The 22,662-nt window shown below is 69.2% G+C and carries 11 protein-coding genes and 7 pseudogenes; 6 read left to right on the forward strand and 12 right to left on the reverse strand.

Translation table 11 applies throughout. From position 1 onward, the window contains the following. The first annotated feature begins 8 nt into the window (after positions 1 to 8). From HK415_RS17720 to HK415_RS17745, 5 genes and pseudogenes are all read left to right on the forward strand, one after another. Positions 9 to 2,255 (forward strand): malate synthase G, encoded by a 2,247-nt coding sequence (locus HK415_RS17720; protein ID WP_171561540.1) that lies wholly within the window; start codon positions 9 to 11, stop codon positions 2,253 to 2,255. A gap of 92 nt (positions 2,256 to 2,347) precedes the next feature. Next, positions 2,348 to 4,237: pseudogene (locus HK415_RS17725) on the forward strand (DUF1631 family protein); the annotation flags it as partial. Between the two features lie 151 nt (positions 4,238 to 4,388). Then, on the forward strand, positions 4,389 to 4,766 hold the full coding sequence (locus tag HK415_RS27220; protein ID WP_373684660.1) for a DUF1631 family protein: 378 nt from the start codon (positions 4,389 to 4,391) through the stop codon (positions 4,764 to 4,766). A 287-nt stretch (positions 4,767 to 5,053) separates the two neighbouring features. Continuing rightward, positions 5,054 to 6,496, forward strand: coding sequence for an MFS transporter (locus HK415_RS17740; protein ID WP_171563543.1), 1,443 nt, complete (start codon positions 5,054 to 5,056; stop codon positions 6,494 to 6,496). Between the two features lie 7 nt (positions 6,497 to 6,503). After that, positions 6,504 to 7,267, forward strand: a pseudogene (locus HK415_RS17745) (class II glutamine amidotransferase). Positions 7,268 to 7,326: 59 nt separating this feature from the next. On the opposite strand, the pseudogene gshB reads toward HK415_RS17745, so the two are convergent. Beyond that, positions 7,327 to 8,287 (reverse strand): annotated as a pseudogene (gshB, locus tag HK415_RS17750) (glutathione synthase). 130 nt (positions 8,288 to 8,417) lie between these two features. Beyond that, positions 8,418 to 9,859 (reverse strand): annotated as a pseudogene (locus HK415_RS17755) (flavin-containing monooxygenase); the annotation flags it as partial. A 135-nt stretch (positions 9,860 to 9,994) separates the two neighbouring features. Here HK415_RS17755 and HK415_RS17760 point away from each other — a divergent pair. After that, positions 9,995 to 10,387 carry a hypothetical protein gene (locus HK415_RS17760; RefSeq protein WP_171561543.1) on the forward strand — a complete coding sequence of 131 codons (393 nt, stop codon included), beginning with the start codon at positions 9,995 to 9,997 and terminating at the stop codon, positions 10,385 to 10,387. 33 nt (positions 10,388 to 10,420) lie between these two features. On the opposite strand, the gene HK415_RS17765 is transcribed toward HK415_RS17760, so the two are convergent. The 10 genes and pseudogenes from HK415_RS17765 to dapB all read right to left on the reverse strand — a co-directional run bounded on the left by HK415_RS17765 (position 10,421) and on the right by dapB (position 22,615). Continuing rightward, positions 10,421 to 12,289, reverse strand: coding sequence for a potassium transporter Kup (locus HK415_RS17765; protein WP_171561545.1), 1,869 nt, complete (start codon positions 12,287 to 12,289; stop codon positions 10,421 to 10,423). A 119-nt stretch (positions 12,290 to 12,408) separates the two neighbouring features. Beyond that, positions 12,409 to 13,701, reverse strand: a complete 1,293-nt coding sequence (gene gshA / locus HK415_RS17770; protein ID WP_171561547.1) for a glutamate--cysteine ligase — start codon at positions 13,699 to 13,701, stop codon at positions 12,409 to 12,411. Between the two features lie 34 nt (positions 13,702 to 13,735). After that, a pseudogene (locus tag HK415_RS17775) lies at positions 13,736 to 15,020 on the reverse strand (glutamate-5-semialdehyde dehydrogenase). Positions 15,021 to 15,027: 7 nt separating this feature from the next. Further along, complete coding sequence (gene holA, locus HK415_RS17780; RefSeq protein ID WP_171561549.1) at positions 15,028 to 16,098, reverse strand: DNA polymerase III subunit delta; 1,071 nt, start codon at positions 16,096 to 16,098, stop codon at positions 15,028 to 15,030. 25 nt (positions 16,099 to 16,123) lie between these two features. Beyond that, positions 16,124 to 17,369: pseudogene (rocD, locus tag HK415_RS27225) on the reverse strand (ornithine--oxo-acid transaminase). A 166-nt stretch (positions 17,370 to 17,535) separates the two neighbouring features. Beyond that, positions 17,536 to 18,061, reverse strand: a pseudogene (locus HK415_RS17790) (LPS-assembly lipoprotein LptE). After that, complete coding sequence (gene leuS, locus HK415_RS17795; protein ID WP_171561551.1) at positions 18,058 to 20,673, reverse strand: leucine--tRNA ligase; 2,616 nt, start codon at positions 20,671 to 20,673, stop codon at positions 18,058 to 18,060. Before leuS ends, HK415_RS17790 begins: the two are co-directional and overlap by 4 nt. 35 nt (positions 20,674 to 20,708) lie before the next feature. Continuing rightward, entirely contained in the window at positions 20,709 to 21,125 is a 417-nt protein-coding gene (locus HK415_RS17800) for an ExbD/TolR family protein (RefSeq protein ID WP_171561553.1), read from the reverse strand. Further along, positions 21,126 to 21,782, reverse strand: coding sequence for a MotA/TolQ/ExbB proton channel family protein (locus HK415_RS17805; RefSeq protein ID WP_171561555.1), 657 nt, complete (start codon positions 21,780 to 21,782; stop codon positions 21,126 to 21,128). It abuts the gene before it with no gap. After that, positions 21,779 to 22,615 (reverse strand): 4-hydroxy-tetrahydrodipicolinate reductase, encoded by an 837-nt coding sequence (gene dapB, locus HK415_RS17810; RefSeq protein ID WP_171563544.1) that lies wholly within the window; start codon positions 22,613 to 22,615, stop codon positions 21,779 to 21,781. The genes HK415_RS17805 and dapB overlap by 4 nt, the downstream gene beginning before the upstream one ends. Positions 22,616 to 22,662: the final 47 nt, after the last annotated feature.

Here is a 22,662-nt window from a genome sequence, read left to right on the forward strand (position 1 = left end):
GAACCCCCATGACCAGCCGAACCCAGATCCACGGACTTGCGGTGGACAGCGCGCTCAAGCGCTTCCTCGACGAACAGGTGCTGCCCACCGTCGGCGTCGACGGCGCGAAGTTCTGGCAGGGCTTCGACGCGATCGTGCGCGAGCTGTCGCCGAAGAACGCCTCGCTGCTGGCCGAGCGCGACCGCCTGCAGTTCGAACTCGATACCTGGCACCGCGGCCATCCCGGCCCGGTCCAGGACATGGCGGCCTACCGCGGCTTCCTGGAGAAGATCGGCTACCTGGTGCCGGTGCCGAAGGGCGCGAAGGCGACCACCGCCAACGTCGACGCCGAACTCGCAGTGCAGGCCGGCCCGCAGCTGGTGGTGCCGATCCTCAACGCACGCTACGCGCTCAACGCCGCCAATGCGCGCTGGGGCTCCCTGTACGACGCTTTCTACGGCACCGACGTGATCCCCGAGACCGGCGGCGCCGACAAGGGTCCCGGCTACAACGAAGTGCGCGGCGCCAAGGTGATCGCGCGCGGCCGCCAGGTGCTGGACCAGGCGGTGCCGCTGGCCGGCGGCTCGCATGCCGATGCCACGCTGTACAAGGTGGAAGGCGGCCAGCTGGTGGTGCAACTCAAGGGCGGCAAGTCCTCGGGCCTGAAGGACCCGGCGAAGTTCGCCGGCCACCAGGGCGACGCGGCATCGCCGTCTTCGATCCTGGTGAAGAACAACGGCCTGCACCTGGACATCGTGATCGACCGCAAGAGCGCGATCGGCGCCACCGACGCGGCCGGCGTGAGCGACATCGTGGCCGAAGCGGCGCTGTCCACCATCCTCGACCTGGAAGACTCGATCGCGGCGGTCGATGCGCAGGACAAGCTGCTGGCCTACCGCAACTGGATGGGCATCCTGCAGGGCACGCTGACCGAGCAGGTGAGCAAGGGCGGCAAGTCCTTCACCCGCGGCCTCAACCCCGATCGCGTCTACACCGGCCCGGACGGCCGCGAAGTGCGCCTGCACGGCCGCTCGCTGCTGTTCCTGCGCAACGTCGGGCACCTCATGACGAATCCCGCGATCCTGTGGGACGGCGACAAGGAGATCTACGAAGGGATCATGGACGCGGTGATCACCACCGCGATCGCGATGATCGACCTCCAGAAGGGCAATGGCACGAAATCGGGAAGCGACGCAAGCGTCGCGGGCATCCGCAACTCGCGCACCGGCTCGGTCTACATCGTGAAGCCCAAGATGCACGGCCCGGCCGAAGTGGCCTTCGCCTCCGAGCTGTTCGGCCGCGTCGAACAGCTGCTCGGGCTGCCGGCCAACACGGTGAAGCTGGGCATCATGGACGAGGAGCGCCGCACCAGCGTGAACCTGCAGGCCTGCATCGAGGCCGCCGCGGCGCGCGTGGCCTTCATCAACACCGGCTTCCTCGATCGCACGGGCGACGAGATGCACACCGCCATGTACGCGGGCCCGATGATCCGCAAGGGCGACATGAAGTCCAGCGCCTGGATCCAGTCCTACGAGAAGAACAACGTGCTGGTGGGCCTGAACTGCGGCCTGAGCGGCCGCGCGCAGATCGGCAAGGGCATGTGGGCCATGCCGGACCTGATGGCCGCGATGCTGGAACAGAAGATCGTGCACCCCAAGGCCGGCGCCAACACCGCTTGGGTGCCCTCGCCCACCGCGGCGACGCTGCACGCGCTGCACTACCACATGGTGGACGTGTTCGACGTGCAGAAGTCGCTGCAGCAGGGCAACACGGAGGCCGAGCGCGAGAAGTTGCTGCAGGGCCTGCTGACCGTGCCGGTGGCCGCGCAGGCGAACTGGAGCGCCGAGGAGCGCCAGCAGGAACTCGATAACAACGCACAGGGCATCCTGGGCTACGTGGTGCGCTGGATCGACCAGGGCGTGGGCTGCTCCAAGGTGCCCGACATCCACAACGTGGGCCTGATGGAGGACCGCGCCACGCTGCGCATCTCCAGCCAGCACATCTGCAACTGGCTGCTGCACGGCGTGGTGACGGAGCAGCAGGTGCGCGAGACCTTCCAGCGCATGGCCGCCGTGGTGGACAAGCAGAACGCCGGCGATCCGGCCTACCAGCCGATGGCGGGCAACTGGGAAAAATCCTTCGCCTACCGCGCGGCCCTGGACCTGGTGTTCAAGGGCAAGGAGCAGCCCAGTGGCTACACCGAGCCGCTGCTGCACGCCTGGCGCCTGAAGGTGAAGGAAGCGGCGCAGGCGCAGCCGCTCGCGCGCGCCGCCTGAGGGCATCCGGTAACGCGCCGTAACGCACGGCCGACTGGCGTGCGGCGCGGTGCGACTGGCGGCACCGGCGCGCCGCGAGCGTGCGGGCTCTAATGGGCTCTCCACAAGGGAGCACCGGGTGCCTTCATGTCCGAGGTGAGCCAGACCGTCGCACGCAGCATCGGCGAGGCCGCAGGCACGGCGGCGCGCCTCGTGGCGCAGGCCGTGGACCATGCGGCCACGGAGCTGCAGTGCGCCGAGCCGCACACGCCCCCGAACAGCGCCAGTCCGTGGCCGACGCCTGGCACGAACTGCTGGCGCGCCGCAAGGACTGGGTGGACCGCTTCCCGGCCCTGTTGCGCAGCGCATGTGAACAGGCGGCGCGCAACGATTCGCCTGCCGCCGCGGGCGGCGACGGCCCCGCCTCCGGTTTCCTGTCGCTCACGCTGGTGGATGACACCGAGATCGCGCGCAAGATCGAATCCTCGCGCCTGGCGCAGCAGCTCACCTCGATGCTGGAGCGCCCGCTCGCCGAGCTCGATGCCCTCATGAGCAGTGCCCTCGGCCTGTCCGTGATCCAGCCCGAACGCAATCCGCTGCGGCCCGCCGTGTATGCGCGCGCGCTGCGCGAGCTGATGGACGCGGGCCAGCCCGATCCCGCCTGGCCCGCGCTCTGGCTGCGCCACATGGTGCAGCCGCTGGCGCACGACCTGGAGCAGGTCTATCGCGAGCAGGCCAGGCTGCTGACCGATGCACAGGTGCATGCGGCGGACTATCGGCTGGTGACGGTGCCGTCCAAGGGGCCGGCGCAGAACGCACGCGAGCCTGCGCCCCGGCACGCCCCTGCGCGTGGACCTGCGCCTGCCGCCCCCGCACCGCGGATGGCCGCGGTGGCGCCAGCCGAGAAGCCGGCCTCCTCGCAGGCAACGCGCAACAGCGGCTTCATGGAACTGCCGCAGCTGCCGCCGCAGGCGGTGGACGGGCTGCGCCTGCGCCTGTTCCTGGCGCGCGACGACCCGCAGGCGCACCAGCCGGTCGCCGCCAGCTTCCGCGCGCAGGCGGAGGCGGAGCTGCGCGCGATCGAGGAGCGCATCGACACCCGCGTCTACGACGACCAGGCGGCGCGCGAGCACATGCACCTGCCGGTGGTGGACCGGCCGGCGCGGCCGGTGGACACGGACACGCCGCTGCGCCAGTCCGTCTGGGGTGAGCTCGGTGCCGCGCGCGAACGCGCGCTGGTGCGCGGCCGCCTGAAGGCGCAGGCGAGCGAGCTCGGGCAGGTGTTCGGGCTGGAAGTCGTGCGGCGCCTGATCAACAAGGTCGCCGAGGATCCCCGCCTGCTCACCCCGGTGCGCGAGGCGATCGTGGCGCTGGAGCCTTCGCTGTCGCGCCTGGCGATGGTGGCGCCGCGCTTCTTCAGCGACGAGGCGCATCCCGGCCGGCTGCTGGTGGAACGCGTCGCGGACCGCAGCTTCAAGTACAACGACGAGTTCAGCGTCGAGTTCCAGGCTTTCCTGGTCCCCGTGGCGCAGACCTTCACGCGCCTGAACGGGATCGAGCGCTTCGACAACGCGATCCCCTTCCAGGCGGCGCTGGCCGCGCTGCAGGCCGGCTGGCGTGCGCAGGACGATCTCGACGAGCAGGCGCAGCGCAAGGTGCTGGAGGCGGTGCAGTTCGCCGAGCGGCGGCAGCAGGAGGCACAGCGCATCGCTTCCGAACTGCGGCAGCGCGAGGACCTCGTGGCCACGCCTTCCGAAGTGCGGGACTTCCTGCTTTCGACCTGGGCGGTCGTGATCGCGCACGCCCGCCTCACCCAGCCCACGGGCGGCATCGACCCCGGCGGCCACCTGGCACTGGTGACGGACCTGCTGTGGAGCGTCAACCGCGACCTCGCGCTGCACGACCCGGCGCGCGCCTTCGTGCTGCTCCCGCGCCTGCTGCTCAAGCTGCGCGAAGGACTGGCGGCACTCGGCCAGCAGCCGGCCGAGAGCGAGGCCTTCTTCCACCAGCTGGAGCAGTTGCACCGGCCGGTGCTGAAGCTGCGTGCGAAGCACCGCCACCGCGAACTCGCGCCGTCCGAGCCACCGCGCAGCGAGGCCGTCGCCCCGCCCGCGCGGCCCGAGGACCAGCCGTGGATGGCGCAGGAGCTGCTGCGTGCGGCCGGTTACGAGCAGGCGCCGCCCTCGGATTTCGGCGCGCTGCCGCCCGCCCGCCCAGCAGCCCACGCGCCGGCCCGAGGAGCCGCTGGACGATCACGCCATCGAGCGCCTGCTGGCGAGGCTGGCGCCCGGCTGCTGGGTCGACCTCTTTTCGCACCGGCAGTGGCGGCGCGCCAGGCTGGTGTGGGCGGCGGAACGGGGCACGCTCTTCATGTTCGTGGGCAACGGCGGCAAGGCGCACTCGATGTCGCGCCGCATCCTGCACCGGCTGGTGCGCGACCACCTGCTGCGCACCGTCGAGAGCGAAGGCGTGGTGCCGCGCGCGCTGGAGCGACTGGGCGAACCTTCGGCGCCGCTGCCACTGGCCGCCTGAATCCGCCGCGCAGCCCCCGGCGCGCAGCCGCCCGGGTACGATGGGCGCGTGACCCTTTCCGCCCCCGATGCCGTCCTCTGCCCGCTGTGCGGCCAGCCGAACCGCTGCGCCATGGAGCTCGAGCGGGAGACGGGCGTGGCCCTGGGCCCCTGCTGGTGCACGCGGGTGGAGTTCGACGCCGGCCTGCTCGCCCGCGTGCCGCAACCGGCGCAGCGCCTCGCCTGCATCTGCGCGGCCTGCGCGCGCGGAAACGCGCCGGCGTGACGGATCCCGGCTCGGTCGCGGCGATGCGCGAGCGGCACGGGCCGCGCTACCGCTGGCTGCTGCTGATGTCGGTGATGGTGGGCACCATGGCCTCCATCATGTCGTCCACCGTGGTGAACGTGGCGATCCCCGAGATGAGCCAGCACTTCACGCTCAGCCAGGAACGCGCGCAGTGGGTCAGCTCCGGTTTCATGGTGGCGATGACGGTGTCCATGCTGACCACGCCCTGGCTGCTGGCACGCTACGGCTACCGCCGCACCTACGTCGGCACCATGGTGCTGCTGCTCGCCGGCGGCGTGGCCGGGGGCCTGGCGGGGCAGTTCCCGCTGGTGCTGGCCGCGCGCGTGGCCGAGGGCCTGGCCGCGGGCGTGGTGCAGCCGATCCCCGCGATCATCATGCTGCGCGCCTTCGAGCCGCACGAGCAGGGCCGCGCCAGCGGCCTGTTCGGCATGGGCGTCGTGCTCGCGCCGGCGCTGGGCCCGAGCATCGGCGGCGTGCTGGTGGACTGGTTCGGCTGGCGTTCCATCTTCTTCATGGTGGTGCCCTTCTGCCTGGTGTCGATCTGGCTCGCCTACCGCTTCGTGCCCACCAGCGCGCCGGGTGGCGCCGCCGCCTTCGGCCAGGGCCCGCGGCTGGACTGGCGCGGCCTGCTGCTGGGAAGCGTGGGCACGCTGTGCCTGCTCAATGGCCTGGTGGAAGTGCGCGGCGGCGATCCGCTGCTGGCCGGCGCATTGCTGGTCGCGGCCCTGCTGGCGCTGGGCGCGACCATCGCCTGGCTGCGCCACGCGCGCAGCACCGGGCGCGAGCCCCTGCTGAACCTGGACCTGTTCCGCTACCGCACCTATGCCTTCGGCAGCCTGGTGGCCTTCATCTACGGCATCGCGCTGTTCGGCAGCACCTACCTGCTTCCCGTCTACATGCAGCTGGGGCTGCAGCTGCCGGCCTCGCACGTCGGCACCATCCTGCTGCCCTCGGGCATCGTGCTGGCCCTCACCATCGGCATCGCCGGGCGCCTGACCACGCGGCTGCCCACCTACGTGATGGTGAGCGGCGGGCTGGTGCTGCTGGCGGCGTCCTTCGCACTGATGCCGACGATCGGCCTGCACAGCGGGCTGTGGCTGCTGGTGGCCTGGGCGATCCTCGGCCGCATCGGGCTGGGCTTCATCCTTCCTTCGCTCAACCTGGGCGCGATGCGGCCGCTGGACAAGGCCCTGATCCCGCAGGGCGCCAGCGCGATCAACTTCCTGCGCATGCTCGGGGGCGCGACCGGCGTGAGCCTGTGCGCCATCGTGCTCGAATGGCGGCTGGCCGCGCACGGCGACGCGCTCACGCGGCCGGAGACCAGCCCGGCCCGGCTGGCGGCGTTCAACGAGTCCTTCCTGATGCTCGCCGCGGTCTGCGCCGTGGCCGTGGTCGCGGCCTGGCAGTTGCGCGATGCCCCACAGGCCGCGCCCGCTGCCCAATAATCGAAGCATGTGCCAGCTGCTCGGGATGAACTGCAACACGCCGACCGACGTGACGTTCAGCTTCGCCGGTTTCGCGCAGCGCGGCGGCCGCACCGACCACCACGCCGACGGCTGGGGCATCGCCTTCTTCGAGGGCAAGGGGCTGCGGCACTTCGTCGACCACCAGCCGGCCTGCGACTCGCCGGTGGCGGAGCTGATCCGGCGCTATCCCATCAAGAGCCGCCACGTGGTGGCCCACATCCGCAAGGCCACGCAGGGCGAGATCGCGCTGCAGAACTGCCATCCTTTCGTGCGCGAGCTGTGGGGCCGCTACTGGGTGTTCGCGCACAACGGCGACCTGCAGGACTTCTTCCCGCGCCTGCACGCGAACTTCCGGCCGGTGGGCAATACCGACAGCGAACGCGCCTTCTGCTGGCTGATGCAGGAGATGTGGAAGTCGCACGCCGACGTGCCGACGGTGGAGGAACTGACGCTGACGCTGCGCGAGCTGACGCCGCGCATCGCGAAACATGGCCGCTTCAACTTCCTGCTGTCCAACGGCGACGCGCTGTGGGCGCATTGCTCCACCAACCTGTACTACGTGGAGCGCAAGCACCCCTTCGCGCACGCGCAGCTGGCCGATGAAGACCTGAGCGTCGACTTCGCGCAGCACACCTCGCCGGACGACCGGGTGGCGGTGGTGGTGACGGCGCCGCTGACGGTCAACGAGACCTGGACGCAGTTCCTGCCGGGGAGCTGAAGGTGTTCGTGGACGGGCAGGTGGTTTCGTAGGCTGGTGGTGAGCGAAGCGAAGCCCAGCGCTGGGGTGCCGCTGCGCTCACACCGCCAGCCTACAGGACCGTCCGATCGCGGTCGACGGCGTCCTCCAAGGCATCCAGGAACATCGCCGGCACGTCGAAGCCGGTCTGCTGCGTGATCTCCTGGAAGCAGGTCGGGCTGGTGACGTTGATCTCGGTGAGGCAGTCGCCGATCACGTCCAGGCCGATCAGCAGCAGGCCGCGTTCGGACAGCAGCGGCCCGATCGTTTCCGCGATCTCGCGGTCGCGCTCGGAAATCGGCTGCGCCACGCCCTTGCCACCGGCGGCGAGGTTGCCGCGGATCTCGCTGCCCTGCGGGATGCGCGCCAGGCAGAAGGGCACCACGCGGCCGCCGATCACCAGCACGCGCTTGTCGCCCTGCGAGATCTCCGGCACGAAGCGCTGCACCATGATGGTGGTGGCGCCCTGCTGGTTCAGCGTCTCGACGATCGAGCCGAGGTTCATCCCGTCCGGCCCGACCCGGAAGATGCCCATGCCGCCCATGCCGTCCAGGGGCTTCAGGATGATGTCGCCGTGTTCCTCGTGGAAGCGGCGCACCTCGTCGCCCGAGCGCGTGACCAGCGTGGGGCTGACGAACTGCGGGAACTCCATGATCGCCAGCTTCTCCGGGTGGTCGCGCAGCGGCCGGCCGGTTGAACACCTTGGTGCCTTCGCGCTGCGCCTGCTCCAGCAGGTGCGTGGCATAGAAGTACTCGCTGTCGAAGGGCGGGTCCTTGCGCATCAGCACCGCGTCGAAGTCCTTGAGGGCCTTCACCTCGGTGCGGGTCACCTGGAACCACTCGTCCTCGGCGCCGGTCAGGCGGATCTCGCGCACTCCGGCATGCACCAGGTCGCCGGAGCGCCAGGTGAGGTGGCGCGGTTCGCAGGCGGCGATGCGATGGCCGCGGCGCTGGGCCTCGCGCATCATCGAGAAGGTCGTGTCCTTGTAGATCCGGAACACTTCCAGCGGATCGGCAACGAAAAGGATGTTCATTGCCCTGAACTGTTGCACAAAATTCCGGCGGTCGCGCGGGCGACCTCCCGCAGCCATGCCGCCATCGCGGCTGCCTGCGTGACCGGCCGCACGGGGCCGTGCATGGCTTCAGCGCGGGACCTGTCCGGCCTTCGCGAAGCGCAGGGCGCCATCGCAAGGGCGAGAGCTTCAGCGACCACAGGTCCCGCAGGTAGTTCTGGTGGATGCGCCAGGGCTTGCGCGTGCCCTGGCGCGGCAGCTCGCCGCTGGCGCGCTGGATGTAGCCGGAGCTCAGGTCGAGCGCCGGCCGCGTGTCGCCGACCTCGCCCTCGTGCTGCGCGACGCAGACGTCGAGCCCGTGCGAGCGCATGTGGTTCAGCACGCGGCAGACCTGGCGCGCGATCAGTTCGCACTTGAGCGTCCAGGAGGCGTTCGTGTAGCCCATGGCCATGGCGAAGTTGGGCACGCCGCTGAGCATCATGCCCTTGTACGACAGCGACTTCGCCACCTGCACCGGCACGCCGTCCACCGTGAGCCGCGCACCGCCCAGCATCTGCAGCTTCAGCCCGGTGGCCGTGACGACGATGTCCGCCGGCAGTTCCGCGCCGGAGGCCAGGCGCAGGCCGTCCGGCGTGAAGCGCTCGATGGCGTCGGTCACGATCGAGGCCTTGCCCGAACGCAGCACGCGGAAGAAGTCGGCGTCCGGCGCGATGCACAGGCGCTGGTCCCAGGGGTCGTAGCGCGGTTGCAGGTGCCTTTCCTCGACGCCGCTCCTCTTGCGCGCCTGCCCCACCAGGAAGCGCCGCATGGCCTGCGGCCGTCGCCGCGAGAGCTGGAAGAAGGCGGTGGACAGCAGGATGTTCTTCCAGCGGATCAGCCGGTAGGCCAGCTTGCGCGGCAAGGCGTGCTGCAGGGCGCGCCCCAGCCCGTCGCGGCCCGGCAGGGCGACGATGTAGCTGGGCGAACGCTGCAGCATGGTCACGTGCGCGGCCCGAGCGGCCAGCGCGGGGATCAGCGTGATGGCGGTGGCGCCGCTGCCGATCACGACGATGCGCTGGCCGGCGCAGTCCAGGTCCTGGGGCCAGTGCTGCGGGTGGACGATGCGGCCGGCAAAGCCCTCGCGTCCCGGCCACTCGGGTTCGTGGCCCTGCTGGTAGTCGTAGTAGCCGCTGAGAAGAACAGGAAGCGGCAGCTGTAGTGCAACTGCTCGCCACCGGCGTCCACCGCCAGCCGCCAGCGCGCGCTGGCCGAGTCCCAGCTGGCCGCGGTCACGCGCTGGCCGAAGCGGATGCGCGGCAGCACGCCCTCCTCGCGCGCGGTGTCGCGGATGTAGTCGCGGATGGCCTCGCCGCCCGCGATCGAGGCATCGCTGGTCCAGGGCCGGAAGGTGTAGCCCAGGGTGAACATGTCGGAATCCGAGCGGATGCCGGGATAGCGGAACAGGTCCCAGGTGCCGCCGATCGCGTCCCGGCCTTCCAGGAGGACGAAGCTGCGGTCCGGGCAGTCGCGCTGCAGGTAATGGGCGGCGGCGATGCCGGACAGGCCGGCGCCGACCACCACGACGTCGAATTCCCTAGGACTGCTGTTGGACATTGCCTCCCCCTCTTTCGTCCCGGATCGGCCCGGCCGTGAACAATGTGGCGGCGGTTGCCGCTCGCGCCCGCCGGACGGACAACACGACTGTAACGAAGTGTTCCACCATGGTTACACCTTACGAGGAGGTGTCCCATGGTCCCGCAAACGCCGAAGTTCCTGAAGTCGCTGGCCCGCGCCCTGCCGCTGGCCGCCTGCCTGCTGGCCGGTCCCGCGCTGGCAAGCGATCCCGCCTTCGACCGCGCCGTCGAGTCCTACCACGCCGGCCGCATGTCCGACGCCTACGGCCGGTTCATGGCGCTCGCCCAGGGCGGCGACCCCGATGCTGCCCGCATCGTCCTGTTCATGGGCCAGTACGCCACCATGCTGTTCCGCACCGAATGGGAACTGACCGACCAGGACAACCGGATGCTGCGCGAGACCGCCCAGCGCCGCTCCACCCGCACCTTCGTCCCGCTCGAAGCCTTCGGGCATGACTCCACCGGCCTGCGCCACGCGCGCGCCGTGCGCGAGTCGACGGGCCACTGAGTCCAGCCTCCCCGGAGCCTGCGCGGCAGGCTCCTAGATCTCCACCTTGCTGCCCAGCTCCACCACGGAGTTGCTGGGCAGGTTGAGGAAGTCGGCGGCGGCACTGGCGTTGTGGTGCATCTGCGCGAACAGCTTTTCCCGCCAGCGCGCCATGCCATGCCCGATGGTGGGCACCACCACGTCGCGCGACAGGAAATAGCTGGTGGTCATCGGTTCGAGGTCGCATCCATGTCCGCGCAGCTGCTCCAGCGCGCGCGGGATGTCGATGTCGTTCTTGAAGCCGTAGTGCAGGGTCACCTGCCAGCAGTCGTGGCCGAGCGACTCGATCTCGACCCGCCGGTCCAGCCCGATCCAGGGAACCTCGTGGTTGCGCAGCGTGACGAACAGGTTGTGTTCGTGCAGCACCTTGTTGTGCTTCAGGTTGTGCAGCATGGCATTGGGCACCGTGCCCGGCTCCGGCGTCAGGAACACCGCCGTCCCCAGCACCCGCGTCGGCGGGCTGACGAACACGGACTCCAGGAAGCTGCGCAGGTCGAAGGACTCGCTGCGCATCTTCTCGGTGAGGATGGTGCGGCCCTTCTTCCACGTCATCATCAGCGTGAAGATGCAGCCGCCGATCAGCAGCGGGAACCAGCCGCCCTGCACCAGCTTGAGCAGGTTGGAGCTGAAGAAGGCCAGGTCGATGACGAAGAAGACGCCGGTCGCGGTCGCGCACAGCCACAGCGGATACTTCCATCCGTAGCGCAGGACGAAGAAGGTGAGCGTCGTGGTGATCAGCATGTCCAGCGTCACGGCGATGCCGTACGCAGCGGCCAGGTTGCTGGAGGACCGGAACATGACCACGGCGATCACGATGGCCACGAACAGGCCCCAGTTCACGGCGGGCACGTAGATCTGGCCGGTGTCCTGCACGCTGGTGTGCTGCACGTTCAGCCGCGGCAGGTAGCCCAGCTGCACGACCTGCTTGGTCACGCTGAAGGCGCCCGTGATCAGCGCCTGCGATGCAATCACGGTCGCCATGGTTGCCAGCACGACCAGCGGCAGCAGCGCCCATTCCGGCGCCATCATGTAGAAGGGGTTCTTCACCGCTTCGGGCCGCGCCAGCAGCAGCGCGCCCTGGCCGAAGTAGTTGAGCGTCAGTGCCGGCATCACCACGGTGAACCAGGCCAGCCGGATCGGCTTCTTGCCGAAGTGCCCCAGGTCGGCATACAGCGCCTCGGCGCCGGTGACGCACAGCACGACCGCGCCCAGGATGATGAAGGACGTGCCCGGCTGCTGCCACATGAACTGCAGGGCGTAGTACGGGCTGATCGCCTTCAGGATTTCCGGGTGGTCGATGATCTGCGAGACGCCCAGCACCGAGATGGTGGCGAACCAGACCAGCGTGATCGGCCCGAAGAACTTGCCGATGCCGCCCGTGCCGCGCTTCTGCACGGCGAACAGGCACAGCAGGACCACCAGCGTGAGCGGGATCACCCACTCGGCAAAGCGGTGCGACACCACTTCCAGGCCCTCGACGGCCGACAGCACAGAGATCGCCGGCGTGATGACGCCGTCGCCATAGAACAGGGAAGTGCCGAAGATGCCGATGCCCAGCAGCACCTTGCGCAGCTGCGGCTTGTCCTTCACCGCCTGGGAGGCCAGCGCCAGCATGGCGATCAGCCCGCCCTCGCCGTTGTTGTCCGCGCGCAGCACCAGCACCACGTACTTCAGCGAGACGATCACCGTGAGCGTCCAGAAGAAGATGGACAGCACCCCGTAGACGTTCTGTGGGGTGAAGGGCACGTGCCCGCCGCCGAACACTTCCTTGACGGCGTACAGGACGCTGGTGCCGATGTCGCCATAGACGACACCGATGGCGCCGATGGTCAGCGCCGCAAGCTTTGATTTCGAGTTCTGCACGAAGGGCCCCGTCCCGGCACGCGCCGCCGGTTAGGGTCTTGGCCTAGGGACCGCTATTGTGCGCCGCGCCCGCCCCGGCACCAGGGATTGTTGCAGTGCAGCAACTCGACACCGCGCGATTAGTCGTAGCTCTCGGCGTGCGGATCCGTCGCTTCCAGCTCGTAGCTGGCGGCAAGCATGGCCAGCCGGCCGATCACGCCGTACATGTAGAAGCGGTTGGGCGCGCTGGCGCCCGGCTTCTGTCCGGGCTGAGGTAAGCGCGTACTTTCGGCAAAAGCCAGTGGCACGAAGGTGGAGCCGGGCGCGTTCAGGTTCTCGTCGGAGCCGCGCTCGGCGTGCACGCGGTAGAAGCCGCCCACCACGTAGCGGTCCATCAGGTAGACCACGGGCTCGGCCACGGCGTCGTTGATCCGCTCGGCGGTGAGCACGCCCTCCTGGATGATCACGTCGGTGATGGCCTGGCCGGTCTTGCCCACGGGCGGCTTGTTCTTGGGCCGCTGGCGGATCAGCTCGAGGTCCTTCACGTCGCGCACGGTCATGATGCCCATGCCGTGGGTGCCGTGGTCGTCCTTGACGATCACGAAGGGCTTCTCGTTGATCCCGTATTCCTTGTACTTCTTGCGGATCTTCGTCAGCAGCGCATCGACGTTGGTGCGCAGGCAGTCCATGCCCTCTTCCTTGAAGAAGTCGAGTTCGCCGCAGCGGTTGAACATGGGGTTCACCAGCCAGCTGTCGATGCCCAGCATCTTGCCGAAGCGCTTGGCGACTTCCTCGTAGCTCTGGAAGTGCCGGCTCTTGCGCCGCACCGACCAGCCGGCATGCAGCGGCGGCAGCAGGTACTGCTCGTGCAGGTCTTCCAGGATGCCGGGCGGGCCGGCCGTGAGGTCGTTGTTCAGGAGGATGGTGCAGGGGTCGAAGTTCTTCAGCCCGAGCCGCCGCTTGCCGCGCACCACCGGCTCCAGCGTGATGGTCTCGCCGCCCGGCAGGTCCACCGCCGTCGCCTTCTTGATGTCCGGGTCGATCGAACCGACCCGCACGTTCAGGCCCGCCATGCGGAAGATCTTCTGCAGCTGCGCGATGTTGCTCAGGTAGAAGCTGTTCTTCGTGTTCTCCGGCACCACCAGCAGGTTCTTGGCTTCCGGGCAGATCTTCTCGATTGCCGCCATCGCCGCCTGCACGGCGAGCGGCAGCATCTCCTGCGTGAGGTTGTTCCAGCCGCCGGGATAGAGGTTGGTGTCCACCGGCGCCAGCTTGAAGCCGGCGTTGCGGATGTCCACCGAGCAGTAGAAGGGCGGGGTGTGCTCCATCCACTCCAGGCGGAACCAGCGCTCCACCGCCGGCATGGACTCCAGGATGCGCTGCTCGAGCTCGTTGATCGGGCCGGTCAGGGCCGTGATGAGATGCGGAACCATCCGATCCTCTTGTTGTTGTCGTCGTCGCCGCGCTTCAGGTCCGCACTTCGCCGTTGCCCAGCACGATCCATTTCAGCGAGGTCAGGCCCTCGAGGCCGACCGGCCCGCGCGCATGGAACTTGTCCGTGCTGATGCCGATCTCTGCGCCCAGGCCGTATTCGAAACCGTCGGCGAAACGCGTGCTCGCGTTCACCATCACGCTGGCCGAGTCCACCTCGCGCAGGAAGCGCTGCGCATGCACGTGGTCGCGCGTGAGGATGGCGTCGGTGTGGTGCGAGGAGTAGCGGTTGATGTGGGCGATGGCCTCGTCGAGGCCTGCCACCACCTTCACGCTGATGACGGGCGCGAGGTATTCCTCGGACCAGTCCTGCTCGGTGGCGTCCTTGAGGTCGGCGCCCTGGATCGATTGCAGGATCGCCTTCGCCTCCGGGTCGCAGCGCATCTCCACGCCCTTGGCGGCGTACACCGCACCGATCTTGGGCAGGAAATCCTTCGCCACGCCGCGCGCGACCAGCAGGCCCTCGCTGGCGTTGCAGGGGCTGTACTTCTGGGTCTTGGCGTTGTCGGCGACCGTGACCGCCATGGCGAGATCGCAGGGATCGTCGACGTAGACATGGCAGTTGCCGTCCAGGTGCTTGATCACCGGCACCTTGGCCTCGCGCGAGATCCGCTCGATCAGGCCCTTGCCGCCGCGCGGGATGATCACGTCCACGTATTCGGGCATCGCGATCAGGTGGCCGACGGACGGCTTCGCGGTCGGTGGTCTGCACCAGCTGCACCGCCTCCGCCGGCAGCCCGGCCTGCACCAGCGCCTGCTGCACCAGCCGCGCCAGCGCCTTGTTGGATTCGATCGCCTCCGAGCCGCCGCGCAGGATGCAGGCGTTGCCGCTCTTGATGGACAGGCTGGCGGCCTCGATCGTCACGTTGGGCCGGCTCTCGAAGATCATGCCGAAGACGCCGAGCGGCACCCGCATCTGGCCCACGCGGATGCCGCTGGGCTGCTGCTTCATGCCGATCACCTCGCCGATGATGTCCGGCATGGTGGCCAGCTGCTCGCAGCCCACCGCCAGCGTCTCGATGATCTTCGGCGTGAGCTTCAGGCGATCGACCATGGGCGCGGCCAGGCCGGCCGCCGTGGCGCGCTCGATGTCCTTGGCGTTGTCGGCCTGCAGGGACTTCACGCCGGCGCGCAGCAGCCCGGCCATCGCACGCAGGGCCTGGACCTTCTCGGCCGCGGACGCCGACGCCATGCGGGCGGAAGCCTCCCGGGCCTGCAGGCCCAGGGAGTGCATGGTTTCGGCGATGTTCACGGCGTTCATGCCGTGATTATCCCCGGGCGGGCGCCGCCTTGCCGGAACACTCCATGCACAGGCCCATGGCGAGCCTGTGCAGCGCCTGCCAGCCGTCGGTGGGCCAGCCGGGCGCCTTCAGCCCTTTCACGATCCCGTCCACCACGTGGGCGCCGTGCAGCAGGTTCTCCAGGGCGGTGGGGCTCAGGCGCGGCAGCACGCGCTCGAACAGCTTTTCCTTCAGGCCCCAGACCCGCTGTTCGCGCAGCGCCATCGGCAGCGGCCGGCCGGCCGCCATCGCGTCCTTCACCCGCTTGAGCGCGCGGATGTCCTCGGCCAGCGTGTAGTGCACCAGCACCTCCGCCTCGCCCTCGGCCTGCAGGCCGTCCAGCATGCGCTGCACCCGCGCCGCCTGGCCGGCCAGCACCGCTTCCGACAGCTTGAACACGTCGTAGCGCGCGACGTTCAGCACGGCGCTTTCCACCTGCTCGAAGCGCAGCTCGCCGGGCGGGTGCAGCAGCGCCAGCTTCTGAATCTCCTGGTGGGCGGCCAGCAGGTTGCCTTCCACCCGGTCGGCGAAGAACTGCAGCGTGCGCTGGCCCTCGTCGCCGGCCACGACGCGCTGGCCGTTGAGCGCGAGCCGCTGCGCGATCCACTGCGGCAGCGCGGCGCGCTCCACCGGCTGCACCTCGATGGCGACGCCGCCGCCTTCCAGCGCGGCGAACCAGGCGGATTTCTTCGTCTGGAAGTCCAGCCGGGGCAGCAGCACCAGCGTGAGCGTGCTGTCGTTGCCGGCCGCGCCTTCGGCCACCTGCTGCAGGGCGGTGCTGCCGTCCTTGCCCGGCTTGCCGGAGGGAATGCGGATCTCGACGATCTGCTTGTCGGCGAACAGGCTGAGGGACCCGCCCGCCGCCAGCACGGCACTCCAGTCGAAGTGCGCGCCGGCGACCGTGTGGACGCTGCGCTCGGTGTAGCCCTGGGTGCGCGCCACGGCGCGGATCGCGTCCGCCGCCTCCTGCACCAGCAGCGGCTCGTCGCCGTGCAGGGTGTAGAGCGGCCGCAGGCCGCGTTGCAGGTGCTGGGTCAGTTGGGCCGGCGCGAGCTGCATCCCGGCAGTTTACCGGGCGGGGGTGCTAGAGGCCCAGCTCGCGATGCTTCTGCACGACGACCTGCCGGAATATCTCCACCGCCCGGTCCATCAGTTCATGGCTGATGGTCAGCGGCGGCGCGAAGCGGATCACGGTGTCGTGGGTTTCCTTGGACAGCACGCCGGCCAGCGCGAGCCGCTCCACCAGGTCGCGCGCCGTGGTGCACGAAGGCTCGATGTCGACGCCGATCCAGAGGCCGCGGCCGCGCACGTCGCGGATCAGCGGCTGCACCTCCGCCTGCACCTCGCGCAGGCGCTTGAACAGGTACTCGCCCTTCTCGGCGCAGTTGGCGACGAGCCCCTCTTCCTCCAGCACCTTCAGCCCTTCCAGCGCCACCGCGGCCGCCAGCGCGTTGCCGCCGAAGGTGGAGCCGTGGCTGTTGGGGACGAACACCGACATCACCTTGTCGTCGGCGCAGAAGGCGCTGACCGGCAGCAGGCCGGCGCCCAGGGCCTTGCCCAGGATCAGCGCGTCGGGACGGATGCCCTCGTGCTGGAAGGCGAACCACTTGCCGGTGCGCCCCAGCCCCGCCTGCACCTCGTCGTCGATCAGCAGCATGTTGTTCTGCGTGCACCACTCGCGCAGCGCCTGGAAGAAGCCCGGCGGCGGCACCAGCACGCCGGCCTCGCCCTGGATCGGCTCGATCAGGACGGCGCAGCAGTTCGCCGTGGTCGCCGCCTTCACGCTCTCGATGTCGCCGTAGTCGAAGTGGATGAAGCCGCCGTCGAAGGGCCCGAAGCCGGTGCGGTAGCCCTCCTCGCTGGAGAAGCCGATGATGGTGCTGGTGCGGCCGTGGAAATTGCCGCGCCACCAGGATGCGCTGCTGGCCGTCGGGAATGCTCTTGACGCGGTGGCCCCAGCGGCGCGCGCACTTGATCGCGGTCTCCACCGCCTCGGCGCCGGTGTTCATGGGCAGCGCGCGCTCGAAGCCGGTGACCTGGCTCAGCTTTTCCAGCAGCGGGCCGAGCGTGGTGCTGTAGTAGGCGCGGGACATCACCGCCACCTTCTCCATCTGGCGCTGCGCTGCGGCGACGATGCGCGGGTGCAGGTGGCCGTGGCTGACCGAGGAGTACGCGCTCATCATGTCGATGTACTCCTTGCCCTCCACGTCCCAGACCAGGCAGTCCTTGGCGTGGTCCACCACCACCGGCACCGGCGCGTAGTTGCGTGCGCCGTAGCGGGCCTCCTTGGCGATCAGGGCCTGGGTGGCAGAGGTTCCGGTGGCATCCATGCGACAGCTCCCGTACTTGTGCTCAAGATGGGGCCGCGACGGCGCGTGCGCAAGAGCTCCGCCGCGACAGCGGTACGGAAGGTTCTCATCGATGGACCGGCGGAGCGTGTAGGACGCCCTTCTCCCGGCGTGCAGGCAACGCGACGGCGCCCCGCCGGGCCTTGTCTTACACCAGGCGCAGGGCAGCCAGCCGCCGCATGAGCTGCTGCACCAGGTCGGCCTGCATGTCACGGTAGAGCAGCGACTCCTCGGCCTCCTTGGCCAGCACCGCCGCTTCGTTGAAGCTGATGTCGCGCTGCTGCAGCAGTTCGGTCTCGGGAATCAGCTCCCGGCCCTGCGGCGTGCGCACGCGGAAGCGGATGCGCAGGCGCAGCTGGAACTCGCGCACCTGGCCGCTGGCGTTCAGGCCCACGACCACCTTCTCGCGCAGTTCCTGCGGCAGCTCGAACCACCACCTGCCCGCGCGCGGCCGCCGGCGCGGACGCGGCCACCGCCGGCAGCGGCATCGGCGACACGACCTCCACCTTGCCGTTGGCGGCGAGCGAGCGGCGCAGCTCGGCCGCCAGCGGCGAGCTGGCCGCGGCGTTGATCACGATCGAGTCGAAGGCGAAGTCGGGCGCCTGCCGCAGCTGGAAGCCGCAGCCGGCGAGCACCGCCGCGCCGCCGGAGGCGAGCAGGTGGCGTCGCTTCATAGGACCAGGTTCACCAGGCGGCCGGGGACGATGATCACTTTCTTGGGCGACGCGCCGTCCGCGAACTTCTCGAAGGCTTCGCTGGCCAGCGCGATCTTCTCGATCTCCGCCTTGTCCGCCTTCGCCGGCACCAGGATGGAGCCGCGCAGCTTGCCGTTGACCTGCAGCATGAGTTCGATCTCGTCCTGCCTGAGCGCGGACTCGTCGACCTGCGGCCAGGGTGCATCGAGCAGGTCACCCTGGGTGCCCGCGTAGCCCAGTTGCTGCCACAGCGCGTGCGCGACGTGCGGCGTCACCGGGTAGAGCACGCGCAGCAGGATGCCGAAGCCTTCGCGCAGCGCCGCGTCCGCGCCCGGTTCGCCGTTGCCCTTGAAGTCCTCCAGCGCATTGAGCATCTTCATCGCGCCCGAGACCACCGTGTTGTATTGCATGCGCTGGTAGTCGTAGTCGACCTGGCGCAGCACGTTGTGGATCTCGCGGCGCAGCGCCTGCGCTGCCTTGCCGTAGGTGCCTGCCGCGGCGGCGTTCGCCTGCGACAGCTTGTGCCCGAAGTTCCAGACGCGGCGCAGGAAGCGGTAGCTGCCTTCCAGCGCGGCGTCGTTCCACTCCAGCGTCGCTTCCGGCGGCGCCGTGAACATGGTGTACAGGCGGGCGGTGTCGGCGCCGTACTTCTCGATCAGGTCCTGCGGGTCCACGCCGTTGTTCTTGGACTTGGACATGGTGGTCCAGCCCTCGTAGGTCACCGGCTGGCCGTCGGACTTGGCCGTGGCGGAGATCACCTTGGCGTGCTCGTCGCGCACGATGTCGAGTTCGTGCGCCCAGAAGTACTGCTTGCCGGTGGCGGTGCGCGAGAAGGCCTCGTTGAGCACCATGCCCTGCGTCAGCAGCTTGGTGAAGGGCTCGTCGATCTTCACCAGCCCGAGGTCGCGCATCACCTTGGTCCAGAAGCGCGCGTACAGCAGGTGCAGGATGGCGTGCTCGATGCCGCCGATGTACTGGTCCATCGGCATCCAGTACTGCGTGCCCTCGCCCACCATCTGCTGGTCGTTGCGCGGGTCGCAGTAGCGCATGAAGTACCAGGACGAATCCACGAAGGTGTCCATGGTGTCGGTCTCGCGCCGGGCGGGCTTGCCGCACACCGGGCACTGGCAGGCCAGGAAGTCCTCGCGCTTGTTCAGCGGGTTGCCGCTGCCGTCCGGCACGCAGTCCTGCGGCAGCACCACCGGCAGGTCCTTCTCCGGCACCGGCACCGCGCCGTGGACGTCGCAGTGGATGATGGGGATCGGCGTGCCCCAGTAGCGCTGGCGGCTCACGCCCCAGTCGCGCAGGCGCCAGGTGGTCTTCTTCTCGCCCAGGCCGCGCTGCTGCAGGTGGTGCGCCACCGCGTTGACGGCGTCCCGGTAGTTGAAGCCGCTGAAGATGTCCGAATTGATGGTGACGCCGTTGTCCTTGTCGGCGTACCAGTCCTGCCAGCGCTTGTAGTCGTATTCCTCGCCGTCGACGTGCACGACCTGGATGATCGGCAGCCCGTACTTCAGGGCGAAGGTGAAGTCGCGCTCGTCGTGGCCCGGCACGCCCATCACGGCGCCGTCGCCGTAGCCCATGAGCACGTAGTTGCCGACCCAGACGTCCACCGGCTCGTGGGTGAGCGGGTGCATCACCTTCAGGCCGGTGGGCATGCCTTCCTTTTCCCTGAGCGCCAGTTCGGCCTCGGTCGTGCCGCCCTTCTTGCACTCCTCGATGAAGGCCGCCAGCTTCGGGTTGTTCTTCGCCGCCTGCGTGGCCAGCGGATGTTCCGGCGCGACCGCGCAGAAGGTCACGCCCATGACGGTGTCGGCGCGCGTGGTGAACACGTACATGCGGCCGTCGCCGATCAGCTGGCCGTCCTCACCCCGGATGTCGTGCGTGAAGGCGAAGCGCACGCCCTCGCTGCGGCCGATCCAGTTCTCCTGCATCAGCTTCACGCGCTCGGGCCAGCCGGGCAGCTTGTCCTGCACGTGTTCCAGCAGTTCCTGCGCGTAGTCCGTGATCTTCAGGTAGTAGCCGGGGATCTCGCGCTTCTCCACCACCGCGCCGGTGCGCCAGCCCTTGCCGTCGATCACCTGCTCGTTGGCCAGCACCGTCTGGTCCACCGGGTCCCAGTTGACGACCTGGGTCTTGCGGTAGGCGATGCCCTTTTCCAGCATCTTCAGGAACAGCCACTGGTTCCACTTGTAGTAGCTGGGGTCGCAGGTGGCGATCTCGCGCGACCAGTCGATCGCCAGGCCCATGGCCTGCATCTGGCCCTTCATGTACGCGATGTTCTCGTACGTCCACTTCGCGGGCGGCACGCCGTTCTTCAGCGCCGCGTTCTCCGCCGGCAGGCCGAACGCGTCCCAGCCCATGGGCATCAGGACGTTGTAGCCGTTCATGCGCAGGTAACGGGTCAACATGTCGTTGATCGTGTAGTTGCGCACGTGGCCCATGTGGAGCTTGCCCGAGGGGTAGGGCAGCATGGAGCACGCGTAGAACTTCTTCTTGCGCGCGTCCTCCGTCACGCGATAGGCATCGCGCGCGGTCCATTCGGCCTGGGCGGCCTTTTCAACCGCCAGGTGGTTGTACTTGTCTTCCATGATGGGGAAATTGTAGGGGGATGCCTCCCCGGGCCTCACTTGGAGGGTTCGGCGACGAATCCGATGCGGGACAACCCCGCCTTGTGCGCCACGCCCATGACCTCGATCACCCGGCCGTAGGGCACGGCGCGGTCGGCGCGCAGCTGGATTTCGGTCTCCGGGTTCTGCTTCGCGGTGGTGGCGAGCTGCTCGGCGAGCTGCGCGGGCGCGATCGGCTTGTCGTTCAGGAACAGCTGCCCCGCCTTGTCCAGGACCAGGGTCACGAAACGGGGCGCGTCGCCCGGCTGGGCGCCTTCGGCCTTGGGCAGGTCCAGGCGGATCGAGCTGGCCAGCAGGGGCGCGGTGATGATCAGGATCACGACCAGCACCAGCATCACGTCCACCAGCGGCGTGACGTTGATCTCGCTCATCGGCGCGTCGCCCTGCGTGCGCTCGAGGCGGCCGAAAGCCATCTAGTGGACCTTCGGCGCAGTGCCGTGGGTCAGCAGTTCGCGCAGGTCGCGGGCGAAGCCTTCCAGGTCCGCCTCGATCCGGTGGATCAGGCGGCCGAAGATGTTGTAGCCCAGGACCGCGGGAATGGCGACCGCCAGCCCCGCCGCCGTCATGATCAGGGCCTCGCCGACCGGGCCGGACACCTTGTCGATGGTGATCTGGCCGGCGTTGGCGATGCCGGTGAGCGCGTGGTAGATGCCCCAGACGGTGCCCAGCAGGCCCACGAAGGGCGCGGTGGAGCCCACGGTGGCCAGCAGCACCTGGCCGAACTGCAGCTTGTCCAGCACCCGGTGCAGCGCATCGCGCAGCACGCGCGTGAGCTGCTGCGACTTGTCCCCGGCCGCGGCCAGCGAGCCCGGCGCCTGCACCTCGGTGGCGGCGATCAGGGGCAGCACCAGGTCCTCGCGGTCGAAGGCGGCGACCTTCTGCCGCGCCTCGTCCACGGAGGGCGACTGCCAGAACGCCGCCGTGCTGCGCGCGACGTCGGAGCCGGCGCGCTGCAGCAGCCAGGCCTTCCACAGGATGACGACCCAGCTGGACACCGACATCGCCAGCAGCAGGATCGCCACCACCTGGGTGACGGCATCCCCCTGCCGGAACAGGTCCATGAAACTCATGTGCGCAGGCCGAGCACGTCGAACATGTCGAACAGGCCCTTCTGCTGCTCCGCGAGGAAGCGCACGGCGCGCAGGCTGCCCTGGGCATACGTGGAGCGGCTGGCCGACTTGTGGGTGATCTCGATGCGCTCGCCGGTGCCGGCGAACAGCACCGTGTGGTCGCCGACGATGTCGCCGCCGCGGATGGCGGAAAAGCCGATGGTGGACGGGTCGCGCTCGCCGGTCACGCCTTCGCGCGCGTACACCGCGCACTGCTTGAGGTCGCGCCCGAGCGCCTGCGCGATCACCTCGCCCATCTTGAGCGCGGTGCCCGAAGGCGCGTCCACCTTGTGGCGGTGGTGCGCCTCGATGATCTCGATGTCGTAGCCGGTGGCCAGCGCCTTGGCGGCCATCTCCAGCAGCTTCATCGTCACGTTCACGCCCACGCTCATGTTGGGCGCCATGACGATGGCGATGTCGCGGCCGGCGTCGGCGATCTCCTGCTTCTGCGCGTCGCTGAAGCCGGTGGTGCCGATCACCATCTTCACGCCGCGCTCGCGACAGGCCTTCAGGTGGGCCAGCGTGCCTTCGGGCCGGGTGAAGTCGATCAGCACCTGCGCGTGTTCCAGGGCCGTGGCGAAGTCGGAGCTCACCGGCACGCCGCTCGCGTGGCCCAGGAAGGCCGCGGCGTCGTTGCCTATCGTGGGGCTGGAAGGAATGTCCAGCGCGCCGGCCAGGCGGCAGTCCTGCGCGTCGCGGATCGCCTCGATCAGCATGTGGCCCATGCGCCCGGACGCGCCCGCAACCGCCACCTGGTGGTAGGACTGCGGATCCCCGCTGGGCGGCAGCTGCATCGCGCCCGCCACCGCCACCTTCTTGAGTGCCTGCGTGCCCTTGCTCA

Source organism: Ramlibacter montanisoli (assembly GCF_013087525.1).
Classification (GTDB): Bacteria; Pseudomonadota; Gammaproteobacteria; order Burkholderiales; family Burkholderiaceae_C; genus Ramlibacter; species Ramlibacter montanisoli.

Coding starts and splice junctions, on each gene's coding strand:
- HK415_RS17805 (WP_171561555.1), bottom strand. CDS start 21,782: ATGAGTTTCATGGACCTGTTCCGGCAGGGGGATGCCGTCACCCAGGTG.
- holA (WP_171561549.1), bottom strand. CDS start 16,098: ATGCAGCTCGCGCCGGCCCAACTGACCCAGCACCTGCAACGCGGCCTG.
- dapB (WP_171563544.1), bottom strand. CDS start 22,615: ATGCAGCTGCCGCCCAGCGGGGATCCGCAGTCCTACCACCAGGTGGCG.
- HK415_RS17760 (WP_171561543.1), top strand. CDS start 9,995: ATGGTCCCGCAAACGCCGAAGTTCCTGAAGTCGCTGGCCCGCGCCCTG.
- gshA (WP_171561547.1), bottom strand. CDS start 13,701: ATGGTTCCGCATCTCATCACGGCCCTGACCGGCCCGATCAACGAGCTC.
- HK415_RS17740 (WP_171563543.1), top strand. CDS start 5,054: ATGCGCGAGCGGCACGGGCCGCGCTACCGCTGGCTGCTGCTGATGTCG.
- leuS (WP_171561551.1), bottom strand. CDS start 20,673: ATGGAAGACAAGTACAACCACCTGGCGGTTGAAAAGGCCGCCCAGGCC.
- HK415_RS17800 (WP_171561553.1), bottom strand. CDS start 21,125: ATGGCTTTCGGCCGCCTCGAGCGCACGCAGGGCGACGCGCCGATGAGC.
- HK415_RS17720 (WP_171561540.1), top strand. CDS start 9: ATGACCAGCCGAACCCAGATCCACGGACTTGCGGTGGACAGCGCGCTC.